The organism is Bradyrhizobium sp. NAS80.1 (assembly GCF_001908205.1).
In the GTDB taxonomy this organism is placed as follows: Bacteria; Pseudomonadota; Alphaproteobacteria; order Rhizobiales; family Xanthobacteraceae; genus Bradyrhizobium.
The window spans coordinates 1-19145 of sequence record NZ_LGHL01000006.1 but is presented as its reverse complement, the minus strand read 5'-3'; the positions used below and the strand labels follow the sequence as shown (position 1 = coordinate 19145).

The 19145-nt window shown below is 62.3% G+C and carries 19 protein-coding genes and 1 pseudogene; 6 read left to right on the top strand and 14 right to left on the bottom strand.

Features of this window, described 5'->3' with window-relative positions; translation table 11 throughout:
* Positions 1-228: 228 nt before the first annotated feature.
* The 5 genes from pdhA to AC629_RS49690 all read left to right on the top strand — a co-directional run bounded on the left by pdhA (position 229) and on the right by AC629_RS49690 (position 4203).
* On the top strand, positions 229-1293 hold the full coding sequence (gene pdhA, locus AC629_RS01330) for a pyruvate dehydrogenase (acetyl-transferring) E1 component subunit alpha (RefSeq protein WP_084802981.1): 1065 nt from the start codon (positions 229-231) through the stop codon (positions 1291-1293).
* Positions 1286-2266 (top strand): alpha-ketoacid dehydrogenase subunit beta, encoded by a 981-nt coding sequence (locus AC629_RS01325; protein WP_084803051.1) that lies wholly within the window; start codon positions 1286-1288, stop codon positions 2264-2266. Before pdhA ends, AC629_RS01325 begins: the two co-directional genes overlap by 8 nt.
* Positions 2267-2286: 20 nt before the next feature.
* The gene (locus AC629_RS01320) at positions 2287-3387 is read left to right on the top strand and encodes a dihydrolipoamide acetyltransferase family protein (protein ID WP_084802980.1); all 1101 of its coding nucleotides are present in this window, start codon (positions 2287-2289) and stop codon (positions 3385-3387) included.
* 246 nt (positions 3388-3633) lie between these two features.
* Positions 3634-3918, top strand: coding sequence for a GYD domain-containing protein (locus tag AC629_RS01315; RefSeq protein WP_084803050.1), 285 nt, complete (start codon positions 3634-3636; stop codon positions 3916-3918).
* Between the two features lie 162 nt (positions 3919-4080).
* A complete protein-coding gene (locus tag AC629_RS49690; RefSeq protein ID WP_283845155.1) occupies positions 4081-4203 on the top strand; it encodes a hypothetical protein in 123 nt (40 codons plus the stop codon).
* A gap of 36 nt (positions 4204-4239) precedes the next feature.
* Here AC629_RS49690 and AC629_RS01310 read toward each other — a convergent pair whose 3' ends face one another.
* The 10 genes from AC629_RS01310 to AC629_RS01265 all read right to left on the bottom strand — a co-directional run bounded on the left by AC629_RS01310 (position 4240) and on the right by AC629_RS01265 (position 13400).
* The gene (locus tag AC629_RS01310; RefSeq protein WP_084802979.1) at positions 4240-5235 is read right to left on the bottom strand and encodes a formate dehydrogenase subunit gamma; all 996 of its coding nucleotides are present in this window, start codon (positions 5233-5235) and stop codon (positions 4240-4242) included.
* 42 nt (positions 5236-5277) lie between these two features.
* Positions 5278-5874, bottom strand: coding sequence for a formate dehydrogenase FDH3 subunit beta (gene fdh3B / locus AC629_RS01305; RefSeq protein ID WP_084802978.1), 597 nt, complete (start codon positions 5872-5874; stop codon positions 5278-5280).
* Between the two features lie 12 nt (positions 5875-5886).
* On the bottom strand, positions 5887-8835 hold the full coding sequence (locus AC629_RS46425) for a formate dehydrogenase subunit alpha (protein WP_084803049.1): 2949 nt from the start codon (positions 8833-8835) through the stop codon (positions 5887-5889).
* Positions 8836-8846: 11 nt separating this feature from the next.
* Positions 8847-9056, bottom strand: a complete 210-nt coding sequence (locus AC629_RS01295) for a twin-arginine translocation signal domain-containing protein (protein ID WP_084802977.1) — start codon at positions 9054-9056, stop codon at positions 8847-8849.
* A 28-nt stretch (positions 9057-9084) separates the two neighbouring features.
* The gene (locus tag AC629_RS01290; RefSeq protein WP_084802976.1) at positions 9085-9864 is read right to left on the bottom strand and encodes a Cro/CI family transcriptional regulator; all 780 of its coding nucleotides are present in this window, start codon (positions 9862-9864) and stop codon (positions 9085-9087) included.
* 120 nt (positions 9865-9984) lie between these two features.
* Entirely contained in the window at positions 9985-10665 is a 681-nt protein-coding gene (locus tag AC629_RS01285) for a DUF3306 domain-containing protein (protein ID WP_084802975.1), read from the bottom strand.
* Positions 10662-11177, bottom strand: a complete 516-nt coding sequence (locus AC629_RS01280) for a DUF3305 domain-containing protein (protein WP_084802974.1) — start codon at positions 11175-11177, stop codon at positions 10662-10664. Before AC629_RS01280 ends, AC629_RS01285 begins: the two co-directional genes overlap by 4 nt.
* Complete coding sequence (locus AC629_RS01275) at positions 11174-12181, bottom strand: DUF6352 family protein (RefSeq protein ID WP_084803048.1); 1008 nt, start codon at positions 12179-12181, stop codon at positions 11174-11176. Before AC629_RS01275 ends, AC629_RS01280 begins: the two co-directional genes overlap by 4 nt.
* The gene (locus AC629_RS01270; RefSeq protein WP_084802973.1) at positions 12178-12717 is read right to left on the bottom strand and encodes a DUF6505 family protein; all 540 of its coding nucleotides are present in this window, start codon (positions 12715-12717) and stop codon (positions 12178-12180) included. The genes AC629_RS01275 and AC629_RS01270 overlap by 4 nt, the downstream gene beginning before the upstream one ends.
* Positions 12714-13400 carry a biotin/lipoate--protein ligase family protein gene (locus AC629_RS01265; protein WP_245331661.1) on the bottom strand — a complete coding sequence of 229 codons (687 nt, stop codon included), beginning with the start codon at positions 13398-13400 and terminating at the stop codon, positions 12714-12716. The genes AC629_RS01270 and AC629_RS01265 overlap by 4 nt, the downstream gene beginning before the upstream one ends.
* 230 nt (positions 13401-13630) lie before the next feature.
* Here AC629_RS01265 and AC629_RS01260 point away from each other — a divergent pair.
* Positions 13631-15602 (top strand): annotated as a pseudogene (locus AC629_RS01260) (4Fe-4S binding protein).
* 14 nt (positions 15603-15616) lie between these two features.
* Here AC629_RS01260 and AC629_RS01255 read toward each other — a convergent pair.
* The 4 genes from AC629_RS01255 to AC629_RS01235 all read right to left on the bottom strand — a co-directional run.
* Complete coding sequence (locus tag AC629_RS01255) at positions 15617-16915, bottom strand: c-type cytochrome (RefSeq protein ID WP_084802972.1); 1299 nt, start codon at positions 16913-16915, stop codon at positions 15617-15619.
* Positions 16916-17453: 538 nt separating this feature from the next.
* Positions 17454-17924 carry a hypothetical protein gene (locus tag AC629_RS01245; RefSeq protein ID WP_084802970.1) on the bottom strand — a complete coding sequence of 157 codons (471 nt, stop codon included), beginning with the start codon at positions 17922-17924 and terminating at the stop codon, positions 17454-17456.
* The gene (locus AC629_RS01240; protein WP_084802969.1) at positions 17908-18825 is read right to left on the bottom strand and encodes a DUF2950 domain-containing protein; all 918 of its coding nucleotides are present in this window, start codon (positions 18823-18825) and stop codon (positions 17908-17910) included. Before AC629_RS01240 ends, AC629_RS01245 begins: the two co-directional genes overlap by 17 nt.
* The coding region (locus tag AC629_RS01235) for a tail fiber domain-containing protein (RefSeq protein WP_143198831.1) at positions 18822-19145 on the bottom strand (324 nt) is incomplete at its 5' end. The genes AC629_RS01235 and AC629_RS01240, both read right to left, overlap by 4 nt.

Genomic DNA, 19145 nt, shown 5'->3' with positions numbered 1-19145 from the left:
GTCGGAAAGCGATTGCAAGTCGAACGACGCGGCGTCCAAGAAAGCCAGTGCCATCACGCACGGTTACGTGTGCGATTGCTCGCGATGCAGCAAAGCCAAAACCACGCTAGCGCGTCTCCGCCACGGTATTGCAAAGCGCGTGCGCAAGCACCAGATGATCAACTCTGGGAGGCAGCGTCGCTCGGGAGTAAGGGCGTGGCCAGTAAACGGGCAAATCAAGAGCTCCCCGTGATCGCGCGCTTTGACGTGCGCCACCGCAACTACCTCGCGCCCGACGGCTCGATCAACCGTCCACTTCCCGCCTTCGCCTCCGACGCGAGGCTACTCGTTGCGCTCTATCGGTCCATGATGCTCCTGCGCCTGTTTGACCGAAAGGCCGTCGCATTGCAGCGCACGGGCCGGCTTGGAACGTATGCCGTTTCGCTCGGTCAGGAAGCGGTATCGGTGGGGATTGCCAGTGCGATGCAGGAGGAAGACGTGCTGCTCCCCTCCTATCGCGACAATGGCGCGCTGATCTGGCGTGGCGTCAAGCTGGAGGAGATCCTGCTATTCTGGGGCGGGGACGAGCGGGGCAACCACTTCTCGGGACCGGTGCATGATTTCCCATTCTGCGTCCCCGTCGGATCCCAGGCGCCACATGCCGCAGGCGTTGCCTATGCGTTCAAGCTACGCAATGAGCCGCGTGTCGCGGTGTGTCTCTTCGGCGACGGCGCCACCTCGAAGGGGGATGTTTACGAGGCGATGAATTTTGCCGGCGTGCACCGACTGCCGGTCGTGTTCGTCGCCACCAACAATCAATGGGCCATATCGGTACCCTTACGACTGCAGACTGCTTGCGAAACGCTGGCCCAGAAGGCTGTCGCCGCCGGATTCACAGGCGAGCAGGTCGATGGCAACGATGTGCTGGCCATGCGCGCGGCGGCTGAAGAGGCCATTACGGCAGCCCGCGACGGCAAGGGCCCCCGCTTCATCGAGGCGGTCACCTATCGACTCGGCGATCACACGACCTCCGATGATGCATTGCGTTACCGTTCGACTGACGAAGTCCAGGCCCGTTGGAAAGAGGAGCCGATCGCACGCTTGAGAAGCTATCTCGTCGGCCAAAAACTGTGGAGCAAAGCAGACGAGGAGCAGCTTGCCGCCGAGTGCAATGAGCGCGTCGAGGCGGCGGTCGAGCGCTATCTCGCCACCGCGCCGCGCCCACCCGAAACCATGTTCGATCATCTCTATGCGAACCTGCCGGAGGCCTATGCCGCGCAGCGTCATGAGCTTGCGGGAGAGCGCGATGCCTGAGATGACCTTGGTCGAGGCCCTCAATCTGGCGCTCGCACGGGCGATGGAGGATGATCCAAGCGTGGTCGTGCTTGGCGAAGACGTCGGCTTGAATGGCGGCGTCTTCCGCGCAACTGTCGGCTTAGAGAAACGCTTTGGATCCGAGCGCGTGCTCGATACGCCGCTTGCTGAACTCCTCATCAGCGGGCTCTGCGTCGGCATGGCTGCGCAGGGACTGAAACCGGTCGGCGAGATCCAGTTTATGGGATTTGTCTATCCCTGCCTCGATCAGCTGGTGAACCACGCATCTCGAATGCGCAACCGTACGCAGGGACGGCTCACCTGCCCAATGGTCCTGCGCACGCCGCATGGGGCCGGCATTCGCGCGCCCGAGCATCACTCCGAAAGCACAGAGGCCATGCTCGCCCATATTCCTGGCCTGCGTGTCGTTATGCCTTCGTCGCCGGAGAGCGCATATGGACTTCTCCTCGCCGCGATCCGCGATCCCGATCCCGTCGTGTTTCTGGAGCCAACGCGCCTCTACCGCGCGGCGAAAGGCGAAGTGGAGGACAACGGCGAAGCCTTGCCGCTGGATCATGCCTTCGTGCTGAGGGACGGGCGCGATATCACGATGATCAGTTGGGGCGCGGCGCTGAAGGAAACCGCTGCTGCCGCCGATGCACTCTCTGCCGAAGGCGTTCTTGCCGAAGTCGTCGATCTTGCCACGCTCAAACCCTATGACGAAGAGACCGTCCTGAGTTCGGTCGCAAAGACCGGGCGCTGCCTCATTGTGCACGAGGCGGCGCGCACAGGCGGTTTCGGAGCCGAGATCGCCGCTACTGTCGCTGAACACGGCCTCACCTCGCTACTTGCGCCCGTGACACGCGTCACCGGCTACGACACGATCGTACCGATGGCTCGCCTCGAGCAGCACTACATGCCGTCGGTCGATCGCATCGTGACCGCCGCGCGCAAGCTGTGTCAGTTCGGCTAAATCACGACGGACTCTGTCCCATGCACCGGTTCGCGCTGCCAGATCTGGGAGAAGGGCTTGAAGAGGCGGAGATCGTCACCTGGTATGTCAACGAAGGCGATCACGTCGTCACCGATCAACCGTTGCTTTCCGTCGAAACCGACAAGGCGGTTGTCGAGATACCCTCGCCGTCAAGTGGACGCATCGCGCACCTCTTTGGCGCCAAGGGAGATCTCGTGAAGGTCGGAACGACACTGGTAGAGTTTGCCGAAGGCGTCGAGCAGGATACCGGCACAATTGTCGGCGAGTTGCGCAGCGGCGAACATCCACCGGAAGCCGGAATGCCTACCGCGCGGCCGGCCGGTCTGGAACCTCAGGTTTTTCCGGCGGTGCGCGCACTTGCACGCAAGCTCAACGTCGCTCTTGAATTCGTCGAGGGTACGGGACCGGAAGGCACGATCACGCGGGCCGACGTCGAGCGCGCTGCGAGGAGCACGTCCCAAACCGGCCCCGCCGAGCCGCTGCGCGGCATGCGGCGCGCGATGGCCCAACGCATGATGGCAGCCCATTCCGAGATCGTCGCGGCCACCGTCACCGACGAGGCCGATATCGACGATTGGCGCCCCGGCGAGGACATAACAATCCGCCTGGCCCAAGCGATTGCTGCCGCCTGCAAGGCAGAGCCCGCACTCAATGCCTGGTATGATTCCCGCACTCGGGAGCGGCGCCTGATCGAGCGCGTCGATCTCGGCATCGCCGTAGATACCGAGGGAGGCCTGATCGTTCCTGTGCTGCGCAATGTTGCCGAGCGGAGCGTATCGGACCTGCGTGCCGGCCTGGAGCGGCTGCGAGCCGACGCCATTGCGCGCTCGATACCTCCGGAAGAATTGCGCGGCGCAACCATTACGCTGTCGAATTTCGGCATGATCGGTGGCCGCTTTGCCAATCTGATCATCGTGCCACCGCAAGCGGCCATCATAGGCGCCGGCCGGATTTCCCAACGGGTGGTCGCCCATCGGGGGCAGCCCGCAGTGCGGCGCGTACTGCCGTTGTCGCTCACTTTTGACCATCGCGTGGTGACGGGGGGCGAAGCCGCCCGCTTCCTGGTCGCACTCAAGCAGGACCTTGAGCGGACTTCGTGAGCCGGAAGGATCTCCGGATCACTCGCACGACCTCCGAACGATCCGGATTCGAAGTGAAGGAACAAGCTTGACGCGCGTGCTGGCACGCGGCGGCGGCCTGGCGCATGACTTCCGACGGGGCGCGGCTCGCTTCACGCGACCGGTTACACAACTCCGTGACGCGGAACGGCGTAGGCGTGGCTCGCCAGCCGACGTATAATTGCATTGTCCTTCGCGCTAGACCATCAACGTACGGTGGAGGTGGCCATGAAATATGTATTGCTCGGAAACCTGAGTCCTGAGTGGGCAAAAAAGCAGTCGGACCGGGTCAGCAAGGCTAAGGCAAAGCTCGACAAGTTGGGCATCAAGATCGAGTCAATCCACTACACGCAAGGCCACTACGATTTCGTCGACGTCGTCGATGCCCCGAAGCCGGAGGCGGTCCTCGCGTTTTCCGTCTGGTACTCCACCCACGGTCTGGGGCGGATCCAGAGCATGCCGGCCTTCGAGGCAAAGACCTTCGAAGCCGCGGTCAAGGACGCATCGGACTAAGGGCCTGGACCTTGGCCGCGCGTGGCTCCGACAGGCTCACCCGTCGCGAATCAAAATTGCGAAGACGGGCCCTTGCCCCTCGCCGGCAAAGGATAACGCTGTTCGCGACGAGCTGTCTTCTGTAGACTCTCACGGCGTCCCGATCTCTTTGGGAGAACTGCAATGAGAGCTTTCTTGCTCGCCTGCGTCGTCGCCATCGTCGCGGCGGTTGCCTGGGCCGAGGTTTTGAACCTCGTGCAGCAGCCGGTCCAACAGGCCTTTGCAACAACGGGCGTGCGGCTCTAGCGAGCGCGCTTGGAACGCCCGAGATCGTGCGTTTCCCTACTCCGCCGCACTGGCTGAGGGCTGGGGTCGCGGGCTGGTACGTGCATTTTGCTCTTCAAGCCACAGCGCGTGGTGTTCCCTGGCCCAGTTGACATCGACGGTGCCGCTGCCCATTGCCTCGAACGCGCCTTCCATGCCGATCGTGCCGATATAGATGTGCGCCAGCATCGCGGCGATAAACAGCATCGCCACGATGGAGTGCACGATCTGGGCAAGCTGCATCCCTTCGATACCTGACAGGTAGAATGGGAACATCAGCGCATATCCGGTAGCTGCGACCAGACCTCCGCCGATGACCACGATCCAATAGATCGCCTTCTGGCCAGCGTTGAAACGATAGGCCCGTGGATGATCGTGACCCACGAGACCGCCACCGCGCTTGAGCCAATCGACATCCACCTTGTTCGGGATGTTACCCGCTATCCACATCAGGAAGATCAGAACGACCCCAATGGTGAACGGGAAGCTCAGAAAGTTGTGCGCATACTTGGCCCACTGCGACCAATCAGAAAACGCCTCGTGGCCGATCAAGGGCAGGAGCAATGGACGGCCGAAGGTGATATTCAAACCGGAAATTGCGAGAACGATGAAGCAGGTCGCAGTCATCCAATGCACGAAACGCTCGAATGAATTGAAACGTACTATGGTTCGGCCGGAACGACCGCTCTCCAGTCGCACCATGCCGCGGCTGAGATAGAAGATGATCAGCACCGCGAGCATACCAAGAATGGTGATGCCGCCGATCCAGCGCAGCGTCAGGTCTCGAAACTCGCGCCATTCGCGGCCCGCCGGCTGGATAAGGATGCCGGACCGCTGATCGGGAATACTGACCCGCCCCTGGATGCGATCGAATTCCTGCAGGAGCTGCTGCTCGTTCACGGAGCTGGCGGTCGGATTGATCTGCTGCGCACCGCACGGTCCCGCCATGGAGATCACCAGCAGGAAAGCCAACCCACTGAGGGTAAGACGGATGAATCGTGCAAAAGAGGCCATGAGTTCCTCCCGGTTTTGCGCGATCGCTGGCGATCTCGCCTCCTAGGATTCGATCGTCTCGCGATAGGCGGTCTTCCAGCCCCAGGCGCCGGAGCCGTAGCCGCGCTTCATCACGCGCTCCTTGTAGATCTGGGCAATGATTTCGCCGTCGCCGGCGAGCAGCGATTTGGTCGAACACATCTCGGCGCATAGCGGCAGCTTGCCCTCGGCAAGGCGGTTCGCACCGTACTTCTCGTACTCCTCCCTGCTGCCGTCGGCCTCAGGCCCGCCGGCGCAGTACGTGCACTTGTCCATCTTGCCGCGCGAACCGAAATTGCCGACCTTCGGATATTGCGGCGCGCCAAATGGACAAGCGTAGAAGCAATAGCCGCAGCCGATGCACAGGTCCTTGGAGTGAAGCACGACGCCGTCAGCCGTCGTATAAATGCAATTCACCGGGCAAACCGCAGCGCATGGGGCGTCGGTGCAGTGCATGCAGGCCATCGACACCGAACGCTCGCCCGGTTTGCCGTCATTGATGGTGACGACGCGACGCCGGTTGATTCCCCAGGGCACTTCGTGCTCGTTCTTGCAGGCCGTGACGCAGGCGTTGCATTCGATGCAGCGGTCGGCGTCGCAGAGGAATTTCATGCGTGCCATGGTCGTTGCTCCTTATGCCGCTGCGATCTGGCAGAGAGTGACCTTGGGCTCCTGCATGCCAGTCGCCGGATCGTACCCGTAGGTGGTGATCGTGTTCGCGCTTTCGCCGAGCACGATCGGATCGGTGCCCTTCGGATAGTTGCCGCGGAGATCCTGGCCTGCGTACCAGCCGCCGAAGTGGAAGGGCATCCAGGCGACGCCCTTGCCGACGCGCTCGGTAACGAGCGCCTTCATCCTGGCCCTGGAATTGCTCTCGGCGCCCGTCACCCAGACCCAGCCGCCGTCCTTGATACCGCGATCGGCGGCATCGCCAGGGTTGATTTCGATGAACATGTCCTGCTGTAGTTCAGCAAGCCACGGATTGGTGCGCGTCTCTTCGCCGCCGCCCTCATACTCGACAAGACGACCCGAGGAGAGGACGAGCGGGAATTGCTTCGCGATGCCCCTCTCGACCGCCGCCTTCTGCACGGAGAAACCGATGTTTGGCATGCGGAACTGCTTGGCATCCGGCAGCGTCGGATATTTCGAGACCAGATCCACGCGTGGCGTGTAGATCGGTTCGCGGTGCACGGGAATTGGATCCGGCAGTCCGAATGCATTCATGCGCGCCTTGCCGTTGCCGTAAGGAACGCAGCCATGCATCAGGGCCACCCGCTGGATGCCGCCCGACAGGTCGAGCGACCAGGACACCGCATCGGGATTGGCGGGATTGACCCGGTTGATCGTAGCCATTTCCTCTGCCGTCAGATCTGTGTCCCAGCCGAGCTTCTTCAAGCTCGCCAGCGTGAACTCCGGATAGCCGTCCTGGATTGCCGAACCCTTGGAATAGGACCCGTCTGCAAGCAGGCTGACCTTCCGCGTGGTACCGTCAGGAAGCTTCTCCTCGCGCTCGAGCCCGAAGCGCGGTCTGAACGTGCCACCGCCATCCATCACATGGAGATTGGTGTTGTAGAGCAGCGGCGTGCCAGGATGGCGCACTTCGGGCTTACCCCAGCAGGGCCAAGGCAGGCCGTAATAGTCGCCGCCGACTTCCGGATCGTCCTTGGGCGCGCGCATGCTCAGAAAGTCGAACTTGGCCTGGTTCTTCATGTGCGCCTTGAGGCGCTCGGGCGACTGGCCGCAGTAACCGGTCGACCAGCTGCCGCGGTTCATTTCGCGCAGGATATCCTCGGCCTCAGGAACATCGTTTTCCACTTTGATGTTCTTGAACATCTTGTCGGCGAAGCCGAACTTCTTCGCCATCAGATAGGTCACTTCGAGGTCATCTTTCGATTCGAACACCGGCTTGACGATCTGCTCGCCCCATTGCAGCGAGCGGTTCGAGGCGACGCGCGAACCCTTGCATTCGAATTGCGTAGCGACTGGGAGAATGTAGAGGCCATCTCTGCGTCCCGCCTCCACCGCGAGCGAAGCCCAGGTGGTCGGATGCGGGTCGGCGATCACGAGCAGCTCGAGCGCCTTCAGCCCCTTCAGGGATTCAGGAATACGCGTGATGCTGTTGCTGGCGTGCCCCTGCACGAACACGGCCCGCACATTGTCTTTCTGCGCGACCTGCTCCCTGGGCAGTGTCACCGCTTCGAACCAGCGGGTGAGCGGGATGCCTGGGGTTTCCATGATCTGCTTGGAGTCGAAGCGCGACTGCAGGAACTCGTAGTCTACTTCCCAAACCCGCGCCCAATGCTTCCAGGCGCCCTCGGCGAGGCCGTAGTAGAACGGCAGCGTGACGATATCGAGCCCGACGTCAGTCGCTCCTTGCACATTGTCATGGCCGCGGAAGATGTTGGCGCCCGTGCCGGGCGCACCGACGTTGCCTGTCAGCAGCAGCGCGATGCAGCTCGCCCGCACGTTGGCCGTGCCGACGGTCTTCTGGGTCTGTCCCATGGCCCAGATCAGTGTTGCCGGCTTCTCGGTGGCAAGCATCTTCGCGACCCGCTTGAGCTGCTCGCCGGGAACGCCGCTGACGCGCTCGACTTCTTCCGGATTCCACTTCTCCACTTCCTTGCGGAGATCATCGAAACCGTAGACGCGCTGCTTGATGAACTCCTTATCCTCCCACCCGTTCTGGAGGATGTGCCACATCATGCCGTAGAGGACCGGGATATCGGCGCCGGGCCGCATGCGCACATATTCGGTAGCGTGGGCCGCGGTGCGCGTCAGGCGCGGATCAATGACGACGAAGTTGGCCTTTTGAAGCTCCTTGCCCTCGAGCAGGTGCTGAAGCGATACCGGGTGCGCCTCGGCTGGATTGCCGCCCATGATGATCTGGGTTTTGGCATTGCGGATGTCGTTGAAGCTGTTGGTCATCGCGCCGTAGCCCCAGGTGTTGGCCACGCCCGTGACAGTTGTCGAATGGCAGATGCGTGCTTGATGGTCGGTGTTGTTGGTGCCCCAGAATGCGCCGAGTTTACGGAACAGATAGGAGCCCTCATTCGTCATTTTGGCCGATCCGAGCCAGTAAACCGAATCCGGCCCCGACTTCTGGCGAATTTCGAGCAGCTTGTCGCCGATCTCGTTGATCGCCGTGTCCCATGAGACGCGCGTCCACTGTCCGCCAACCAGCTTCATCGGATAGCGCAGGCGGCGTTCGCTGTGCACGAGCTCGCGCACGGACGCGCCCTTGGCACAATGCGATCCGCGATTGATGGGGGACTCCCAGCTCGGCTCCTGGCCGATCCAAACCCCGTTCAAGACCTCCGCGGTCACGGTGCACCCGACCGAGCAATGCGTGCAGATGCTCTTGCGAACGGTCGCCCCAGATGTGAGGGGACCTGCAGCTGCAGCTTTCGCCGTGCGTACGCTGCCAAGCGGCAGCGTGCCTAACGCAGCCAGCGCGCCACCGGCAAGGCCCGATCGGCGCAGGAACGTGCGGCGGTCGAGACCATTGGTTTGCCCGGCCATGCCTGCCGCAATTGATCCGCGTGAAGCGATTTGGGAACGCTGTTGTGTTCTCTTGATCAGCACGGCCGCCTCCCTCAACTGGGATAACGATTGACGCGGTAAAACGTTTTCACATGTTCAGTTTCCTTGTAGCGCGCCTTGCGCCTCTCCTGGTCGGTCTCGCTGTCGGCTTGCGCGGGCGTCATCAAGGGTGTCGCCAACGTCACTCCGGCGCCGACCGTGCCGATGCCGACCTTGCGAAGGAAGTCGCGGCGGCCGGCTGTCGATTTCTTGTCGTCTCTCATCGCATCTCTCCCGGACCAGCGGCGCCGGTCAGTTGGCGAAGGTGAAAGCCTCGGATTCTATTGCCAGAAATACTCGTCCAAGCGTCCCGACCGATCGGTAGAATCGCGCGTTTTCCGCCTTCTCCAGGTCGGCAAACAAACGTCCCATCCAGTTGGACACATGTTTCTCGAAGAAGGCGCGCTGCGCTTCCGGCGACACCTGGAAGCGCGCGGCCGCAAGACCCGCCATGATCTCGCACAGCGTCGCCGCGTGATCCTCGGGCTCACAATTACTCTCGACCCGCTCGATGCCGAGCGCGGCGAGATCATCGCGCAAACGCGACAATGGGCGTTCGTTGAGAAATCCCGTCAGGTAATACGATGCGTAAGGCAGCAATTCGCCACGGCCCAAACCGACGAACAAGTCGAAATATTCGCGCTCGACCTCGCCTGCGACCGCAATCGAGGCGGCATCTGCAAGGGCTGAGTGGGCGCCCCCGAGCGCCGTCGCATCACCGTTCAATTGCGCGATTTGTATGAGTAATGCAGCAGATGGCGCCGACGAGAGCAAGGTTGCGAGCAGCGCGTATTCCTGTGCGCGTCCGCCATCAATCGGATCAACCACGTTGTCCGTCACAGCAGGCTCGCTATAGAGATCGGGACGAAGCACCATGCGCAACACGCCAGTTGCGCGTTCGACCGCAATCACACGTTGCGCGGGCACTCGGTTCCAGTTCGACACCGAGGGCTGGGCAATGCCGATTTTTCGGGCGAGCTCGGCAACGCCGCCCGCTGCATCGATGGCACGTTCAAGGCCTGCATCGCGCACGCTGCCCTCCTATCCCAGGGGCCAAGCGCTTGACTACGTTTGCATAGGAAAAGACTACGGCGCGGGTCGGGAGCGGTCAACTAACAGCCATAGCCTGAGGCTATCGTATTTAGTCGCAGTCTAGCGAGGCAACGCTCCGCCATGTGTGCGGCGCGGAAGAGGAGGCTCTTCGGTCGCATCACTTGCGGCATTCGCATCACTCACGGCCGCGGGTTGCGATGCAGCAGAATTTGACGGCAACTCTCGGGCTGCGGACTCGTCGAACAGTCGAGGTTTCGTGATCACCTTCACTGGATCTGATAATTGCGTGACACGGGCGTCCGCGGAAGCCGACCGTGCAGCGTCTTCGGCAAGCTCTGCGGGCGCATCGGGAACCCTCTCAGCGGCCTCCGCGACGCCGCCCACAATGCGGCGAACGAGTGCGTCAACCTGTTCAGCGGAATAGTCAAGCGGACCGAAACCAGCCATCGCGTTCGGATCATTGAAGTCCCAGGCGTTTTCCGCCAATCCCACGAAATCACGGATAGCAGGATCGGCGCTCCAGGCACGACGAAGCGCCGCCCGGCACAACTCCTGCGGAATGCCTTGGCGCAGAAAAGCCGTGACATCCGTAGCCGCATCAATCGAAGCAATTGGGGGCAAGTTCGAAAGTTCCATCTCAGGCGCCCCACGCTCTGCCGCGGCAGGCTCGGACGTCGCCGATCCAACCGCCTCGGCGGCTTTTTCCGACGCCGGTTCAGCGTGACCGGCCGCTTCCTGCTTACGACGCGACCAGCGCGCCAAAAACTGCTCGTCGCTCATTCGTGCCCACCTTCGTGGTGACGTCGCGCGAGCGCTTCCGGATCGGCACGGCGCCGCTCGCGCTTGACGAACTCCACCTCGACGTGGTGCTCGGCAATGAAGTTTTCAATCGCCTGATGCAGCGCCTCAGGCATTGGAACGGCTTCGACCAGATTGGCGCCTGCCTGCGTGAATGCCTCCCCTTCCGCGGGATCTGCCGTGACGGCGCCGATCGCGTAGGGCCAGGTGCCCTCGGCAGGGATCAATACGACCCAGATACTGGGAGCCCCCGTGGCAAGATTGTCGCGGTAGCGCGCTGCTTCCGAACGATAGAGATCCACCGTCGCACTCCCCGCGTAAAAGAGCGTCGTTCCCTCCTCCTCCCGTATGATGGTCCATGGCGCCATCTCCGGCTCATCCGGCAGCACGCCGATGCCACGCCAGATAAAATCGATCCATGGGGAATCCGCTTGTCGGCGCTCGACCACGACACCGACCGGAATGCGCAACAGCGGCCGAGCTGCAGGGCTCACGTAGCAGCCTCCAGATGTTTGATCGGCAGTCCCGTCAACAGGTTTTGCGGCTTCATGCGCACCAGCCGATCGGAGGTCATTGCAAGTATCAGGTAGACCGGCTCGCGCCCTACGGCATCGACCACCAGACCGGCATCGGCGAAAGTCACACGGAACAACGCAAGCACGCGTGCCATCGTTCGGTTATCGAGCGTCTCTCCGTGCCAAAGCCAGTCACCTATTCGCGTGCCGTCAGCATCGAGTCCAACATACCAGGTGAGCTCCGCATCGCGCAGGGCGGTGAGCGGTTCGATAACGACGTCAACTCCGAGCAAATGTGAAATCCAGCGCCTCATGGCCCCTGCCAGTTCAGCCGGGCCCCGCGTTCCGACGCTGAATTCGAGCGCAAGATCGAACCGATCGCTGCGCCTCCAATAGCTGTCGGCATTAGCCTCGCTCAGTACGTCAAGCTCGGCGCTGGTCGCGCCCCCCAACATCGAGATCAGCGACAATACCGGCGTCGGGCTCACCCGGTGGCCAACTTCCTCGTCTCCCAACAGCAGCGAATGTTCGTGCGGTACTATACGCTGTGCCCGGAAGAACAATTCGGCTGCGCGCAGCACGAACGGGTCCTCACAGCCGTCAAGCGCGTTTCGCAGGATCACCTGCACCAGTTGGTTCACAAATAGCGGCGGCAAGCTGATGGATCCCGAACGCACCAGTGCGAGATACGCCGCTTCCAGCGTAGGCTCACGCATGAGGAGCTGGCGAAATGCAAGCACGAATTGCCAGTTCTCTCGTGCATCCGCATCGGCAATCGCGGCTATCTCCTCTGCAGAAACCGTCCGGCGCGGGTCTACGAGCAGTTGCTGGTGCAGCCTGCGTTCGACCACGCATGCATTGTCCGGCGGCATCAGCTCCGGACGCGCCAAATAGGCCTTCAAGAACTCATCCGTGACAACGAGCCCGCCGCTCGCGTTGTGATCGAGCAGATGATAGCCGCAGGCGGTCCAAAAATCCTTCATCGGCGCCACTGCTCCTCACTCACCTTCGCAGGGTTGAGAGTGCTGTCGGCCTCGGCGTCATCCTCCACTTCCATGAACGAGAACGCCTTGCCATGACGCTGGCCCTCGCGCAGTTGCAATCTGCGGAATGACTCGCGGATCTCGCCATCGCTTGCGGCACGGTGAACCGCGATCAGCGCGCTGAGGGGATGCGTGCAGAGCGATTGCGCAAAGGCAACCTCATCTTCTGCGGCAAGTCGCGCAGCAGCGAGATCCGGAGCCCCGAACCGTTCGACCAGCTGCCTTGCAAGGAGCTCTACCACCGCCCGCCGATCGTCCTCGGTGGCGCGGACGATTTGCACCAGCGTCGACCAGCCCCAGGACTGCACTCCGAGAAAACCGCTGCGGAACGCCGAACGATCCTTGCCGATCAGCTTCGTCGGATCGCGATCGCAAAAGCGGAACGCACCCGACACCGCCCAATCGCCCGGCTCCGCCGGCACGTCGAACACGAACGTATCGGAGGGGTCGAGCGCGATGGTGCGCAGAAGCTTCACTGGCGCGGTCCTCCAAGCTTCGGATCGAGCCACGAGGGCAACAGCAAGGCCTTCCTCAAATCGCGCCGATCGGTCCTGTCCGTCCCGATCCGGCGTTCCACAAGATCACCGTTGTCGGCGATCGCGCGAGAGATATTCCGCTCGCGCAGCAGCCTATTCAGGAAATCGCGTGCAATGCCGTCGAAACCGTCGGTTTGCCATGCGTCGAGTGCGCGCATCAGATGCCGCGCAAAGCCTTCGGTCACCTGAACCGCGCCTGCCTCACCAAAGCCCTCCTGATCCAGTGCGGAAGCAAGCGGATACAGGCCGGCTTCCCGGTCAGTCATCGCAACTGTCCTGATCATGGCGCCGAATACCAGCCAGTGCGGAGGCTCATCTTCTTTCGCAGGTGAGGGCCAGCCGAGCCGCCCGCCACCAATAAGACCACCGTCAACACGGATCGCATCCGGCCAGTCGATCGTGATCTCCTTGTTCGGCGGCGCATAGGCACGCAAGGCGTCGGTGAGCGCCACCATTCCCGCATAAAAAGCGCGGCACGCGGTGCGCAAGGGCTCCCCGGGCTCAAGCACGACCGCGAACTCGGCGAGATCGAACCGTCCCACATAGGTCAGCGTACCTGCCCCGCTCTCTTCGGCAATCTCCATGGCGCGGGTGAAGGCGTCACGACTTTCGCGCAGCCTCACCAGCGTGAACGGCGGAGGCAGATTGATCGGGTCCGAGACCGACGAGCGGGTGCGGGCTGTTGACGTCAGGCGAGCCTCCAGCTTCCTTTTCTCCACGCGCGAGAATAACTTAATCGAGCAGAGGAAGCGACGCGAGTCCGCTCAATATCGTTGCCTGACCTTCGGGAGGTAGATGACTGCGTATGGTCGATCCGCCGAAAACCATCCTGATCTGCTCGTGCGAGGACACGATGCGCCTCGATACGGCCGCCCTTAAGCGAGGATGCCGCAAGAGCGAAATCGCCGGGTTCCGCCAGCTTTGTCGCGCCGAGCTCGATCATTTTCGCAACGCCGCGAAGGCGGAAGGCTCCCTCATCGTCGGCTGCACGCAGGAGGCACCGCTTTTCGGCGACGAGGCGAAGGGACGTTCCGGAAAGCTGGAATTCGTCAATCTTCGCGAGACGGCGGGCTGGTCGGTGGATGGGGCCAAGGCAGGTCCCAAAATGGCGGCACTGCTCGCAGCTGCGTCCGAGATTGCGCCTGCCTTCCCATTTGTCACCTTATCGAGCGAAGGTGTGATCCTGATCTACGGCCGCGACGAAGCTGCGGTCGAAGCCGGCCGACTGCTTGCAGATCATCTCGACGTGACGGTCATGCTCACAATGCCGGCGCAGCTGACCCCCCCCGGCTACGACATCGTTTCCGATCGTCCAGGGAACGGTGCGCAACGCCAAGGGCCATTTGGGGGCGTTCGAGCTTGCAATCGACAATTACGCCTTGCCCCGCCCCTCCTCGCGCGACACACTGGTCTTCGAAGCTTCCCGCAGCGGCCTGACCTCGCGCTGCGACATCGTCCTTGATCTTTCCGGCGGAACGCCGCTTTTCCCCGCTCACGACTTGCGCGACGGTTATCTTCGGGCGGATCCACGCGATCCGGCAGCCATGCTGCGCGCAGTACTGAAGGCCCGCGACCTTGTCGGCAGCTTCGACAAACCGCAATACGTCAATTTCACTGCAGATATCTGCGTCCATTCGCGCTCGAAGCAGACGGGCTGCCACCGCTGCCTCGATCTCTGTCCGACCAGGGCAATCACGCCGGACGGCGATCACGTCAAGATCAACGCGGAGGTCTGCGGCGGGTGCGGCCAATGTGCCGCGGCCTGCCCGACAGGCGCAGCCTCCTATGCTCTGCCGCCAGCGGATACGCTGCTGCACAAATTGCGCGCCATGCTGCTGACCTATCGGGAAGCCGGTGGCGCGAATGCCATTGTACTGTTTCACGATGACCAACATGGCGCTGCGCTGATCGACGCGCTTGCTCGTCACGGCGATGGGCTTCCGGCCAATGTACTACCGTTCGCTGTCAACGAGGTGGCGCAGATTGGCCTGGAAGCCGTCGCGGCATCTTTTGCCTATGGCGCGGCGGCGATCCGCTTTCTTCTGCGGGCAAAGCCGCTGCATGATCTCACTGGTCTGTCGCAGACGATCGCGATAGCCAATACCATTGTTTCCGGACTCGGACTTTCCGGCCAGCGCGTTTCAGCCATCGAAACGGACGATCCGGATGTTCTGGGTGAAGTGCTGCGGGCGATCGAGCCCGCACCGGCCGTGCAGCTTCCCGCAACCTTCAAGACAGTCGGCAAGCGGCGCGATCTGCTTCGCTTCGCTCTTCACGAACTGCACCGCGTCGCACCTGCGCCGACCGACGTGATCGCTCTGCCTGAAGGCGCGCCGCTCGGAGCGATCAGCGTCAATGTGGATGGGTGCACCCTGTGCCTGTCCTGCGTCTCGATCTGTCCTACCGGCGCCCTTCGCGACGATCCCGAACGGCCCGTGCTCAAATTCGTCGAAGACGCCTGCGTTCAGTGCGGATTATGCCAAAGCGCCTGCCCGGAAAAGGTGATTACATTGAAGCCGCAGATCGATTTCGGTGCCGCCAGAGCGGCGGCCCGCGTAATCAAGGAAGAAGAACCGGCGCTTTGCATCCGCTGCAACAAGCCCTTCGGCGTGAAAAGTACGATCGACAAGATTGCCGCGAAGCTTGAAGGACGGCACTGGATGTTTCCGATGGGCGACAAGCGACTGGACGTGGTCAGAATGTGTGCGGATTGCCGCGTCATCGCCATGAGCGAGCAAGAGTTCGATCCGTTCAAGGGCGTTCCAGAGCGAACGCCGCCGCGTACAACCGACGATTATTTGCGCCAACGGGAAACCAAGAACTAGGTTGACGCAAAGAGTTATTTCGACGTCGCGCGTCCGAGAAAATCCGTGAGCGCCTTGCGATCCTCCGCGGATCCGATCCGCTGGTCCGGCATTTTTGTGCCGGGCGTGTAGGCGTTTGGACCGAGTTCGAACAATTTTGATACGGTTTCAGGCGTCCAGACGATGTTCATCCCTTTCAGAGCGTCGGAGAAGCGATAGCCGGGCAGGGACGCAATCCTGCGGCCGTACAAGCCGGCCAGCGTGGGGCCGGCGCGTTGCACGTCCTTCTCGGACAGGGTGTGACAGGCAATGCACGCCCTGAACACCTCGGCGCCGTGATCTCCTGCATAGGCGGCAAGCGGATCGCGCGGCGTGGCTTGCAACGATGAGCCCTTGGGCTCGCCAGTCAGCGCATTCCAGCGTCGGATTTTGCCGTCAGCGCCACCCGTCAGCAATGCCGCGTTATCAGGCAAGAACGCGACCGACCACGCCGGCGAACCTGGATCGACCAGCGTTCGCGCGATGGTCCGCGCCTTTCGGTCGATGATCGCCACGCCACCGCCAATTCCCGCAGTAGCGACCGACGTGCCGTCTGGAGATATCCCCAGCGCGACAATCGGCGTCTGGCCAGCCTGAACCTCGCCGCTTCCCTGGCCCTCTGACGTCAGGAAGCGTAGTTTCCCGTCGGCACCACCTGTTACGATCTCGCCGTCCGGTGCAACCGCCACGACGTTGAGGGGCGAAGCCAGCATCGCGACGCTTGGGGTGCCCTCCACCAACGGCCAGATCCTCAGCTCACAATCATAACCCACGCTCACCAGCGATCGACCATCCAGTGTGAATGCGACGCCGTTGACGTTCTGCACATGCCCTTCCAGAATCTGCTGCGCGCCGTCGCCAAGCGACCAGACGCGAACCGTATGGTCCCAGGAGGCAGTGGCTAGTCTTGCACCATCCGGCGAGACAGCCAGTGAAACGATCGGCGCGGTATGGCCCTCGAAAACCCGGTCCGGCTGCTGCCGGCCGGCCGTCCAGATCGCTACCTTCGCATCCGCACCAGCGGTCGCCATTCGCCCGTCCTTCAGGAAGGCAACCGCGTTCACCGCATCAGAGTGAAACCGAAGGACCTGCTCAGCGGCTTCGGTCTTGAGCGACCACCGGATGGCGGCGGTATCGAAACTGCCCGACAGAACGTTGTTGCCATCACTGGACACCGCAATCGCCCGCACGGGTCCACCGTGACCTGTTAATTGCGCTTGCACCGGCGATGAATGGATCGCCAGCAAGGCGGCAACGATGTGGAGACTGGTGCTGAGACTCGGGACCCAATTCATCTCTGGTTTTACAGTAGATCCGGGCGGTTACTGGCGCTCATGCGGGATATCTGCGTTCGCTCGGTCGCGTCAACGATCGAAGCCGCTGTTCGGTTTCCATGCTGCGCCGCATGACAGAAAGTGCCCGCTACTCAATGCCGCAATGGCTGTTCTCGGCTTGAACCGGACCTAGCCTGATCCCATCTCCGACTGAAACGTCGAGGGCGACGTCATGCAAATACGACCCAAGGCGTATCTGCATTTCATCTCGATGTGGCGATCACTTCGCGATGCGATACCGCCAGACCATGAGGCCGCGCCTGCCAAAGCGTCACGGTCCCTGATCTATACCGCGGTCGTGCTGGCACTTCTCCTGACGATTCTGGAGGTAGACGCTCATCGAGACGAACTGCAATCGCTTGGTCTTATGGGGAGCGGCGATCCCATCCAAGCCGTTTTTCTGAGCCCATAGCCCTCGCCGATCGACCAGGCGACCGATCGACCTCGCCCAAAGGCGACCAAAACGCAATGTGATCACCGAAGCCGGCCATTATCGACTTCATCTGAAGGCAATTGCGATCTGGCTAATGTTAGCCGCGAGCTCCATTCCCGCCTTCGGACCCTGAAGCACGATGTTGACGCCCTTCTCGTTGCGGAGGTGAACGCCGTTGACGCCGCCGACTAGCGCAAAGCCTCCGCCAACCGAGCTGTAGGTGCCAGCGAAGTCACTGACCTCGCTTATGCCCGAGGCCCAGCCGTCGAGCCGGCCAACGGTCGCTCCCACCGTGATGCCGAAGCTCAGGCCGGTGATCTTGAAAGGATAGTTCTTGCCGCGGTAAGTGAGCACGCCGCTGCCGCCGCCACCGCCGATCAGGAGGCCGGCCTTGACGATCTTGGCGTGGACATGGCCGGCGGCCTGCGCAAAGGATGGCGTGACTGGCGTCGCGAACGCCAGCGCCAGCAGGACGATCACGATCAGCCGGCACGCGCGCAGGCACGACGCCCTAGCCTGTTCACGGTTTTGCGGCATCAACCTTCTTCCAGGTCTGGTCGGGATCGAACAGCGTGGTGCGCTCGGCGATGAACTCCGTGCGCTGGCCGAGATCCTTCTGGTAGACGTCGCCAGCATGGTTGACCAGGAAGGTCATGACGCCGGAATTGCCGTACTCCGCGGGCCAGGCGATCAGGGCGAAGCCGCCGATCATCTTGCCCTTGACGACATAGTTGAGCGCGCCGCCGGGCGCATTCGGGCCCTGCCCTTTGAGGATGTGGAAGTAGTAGCCGTGATACGGCGCAGGCCCGACATCGCCTGCGCGATAGCCCTCCTTCGAGGCCTCGGCCGCCAGCGCACCGAGCGGGCTCGGATCGCTGTCGTCGCGCCAGAACAGGCCGTCCTTCTTGCCGGGCGAAGAGACGATGCGTTGCGCATAGACGCCGGCGCCCTCGCCCCGGTCCTTGTCGGCATATTCGTTCTGCGCATCCACATAGGCGAGAGCGGTCTGGATCGCATCGAGCTCGTTGCGGCCGATGCGACGGCGGAGCACCTCGATCCGTCCCTCGGCGGTGTCGAACGCCCAGCCGGTCTTGGTGTTGACCAGCGGAATCGGGAACGGGAAATCGTCCGGTCCCAGCATCAGGGTCGCAGTCTTGTTGCCCTCGGCCTTGATGCCGTGCTTGACGTCGTACATCGACGTGAAGCGCTGGCGTATATCGTTGTCGGCGACCTCGTCGCCGGAAGAGACGATGTCCTCGGCGTCCCTGCCAAGCACCTTCAGGATGTCGCCCGGGCCGCTCTTGACCGCCGCGGCGAGCGCGGCGGCTGCATCCTCCGGTGTCTTGTAGGCCACCTGTGCCTGTGACGCCGATCCCATGAGCGCCAGCGCCATCATCCCCGGGAGGACCGCGCGGCGGAACGATTTCAAACCGGTCATGGCGTCACCTCCGCAGGGATCCTCGCGCCGCCCGCGAGCCAGTCGCGGTATGTGCGGAAAGTCAGTCCGAGCTTTTCATAGTAGACACGCAGGTAACCATCGCTGCCGCGGGTCACAGCGTCAGGAATCACCCGCTCGACCTCCTGCGCCATGACGCCGACATAGGCCTTTTCGCTGCCGATGTAGCTGAAGCGATAGTAGCCAAGGCCGTTGGCGAGATGGCCGAGCAGGACGATGTCATGCTTCAGCGCGATATCGGAGCGCCGGCCACCGCCTCCGCCACTTAAGCCGCCTCCGCCGCCTCCGCCACGGAAGCCCCC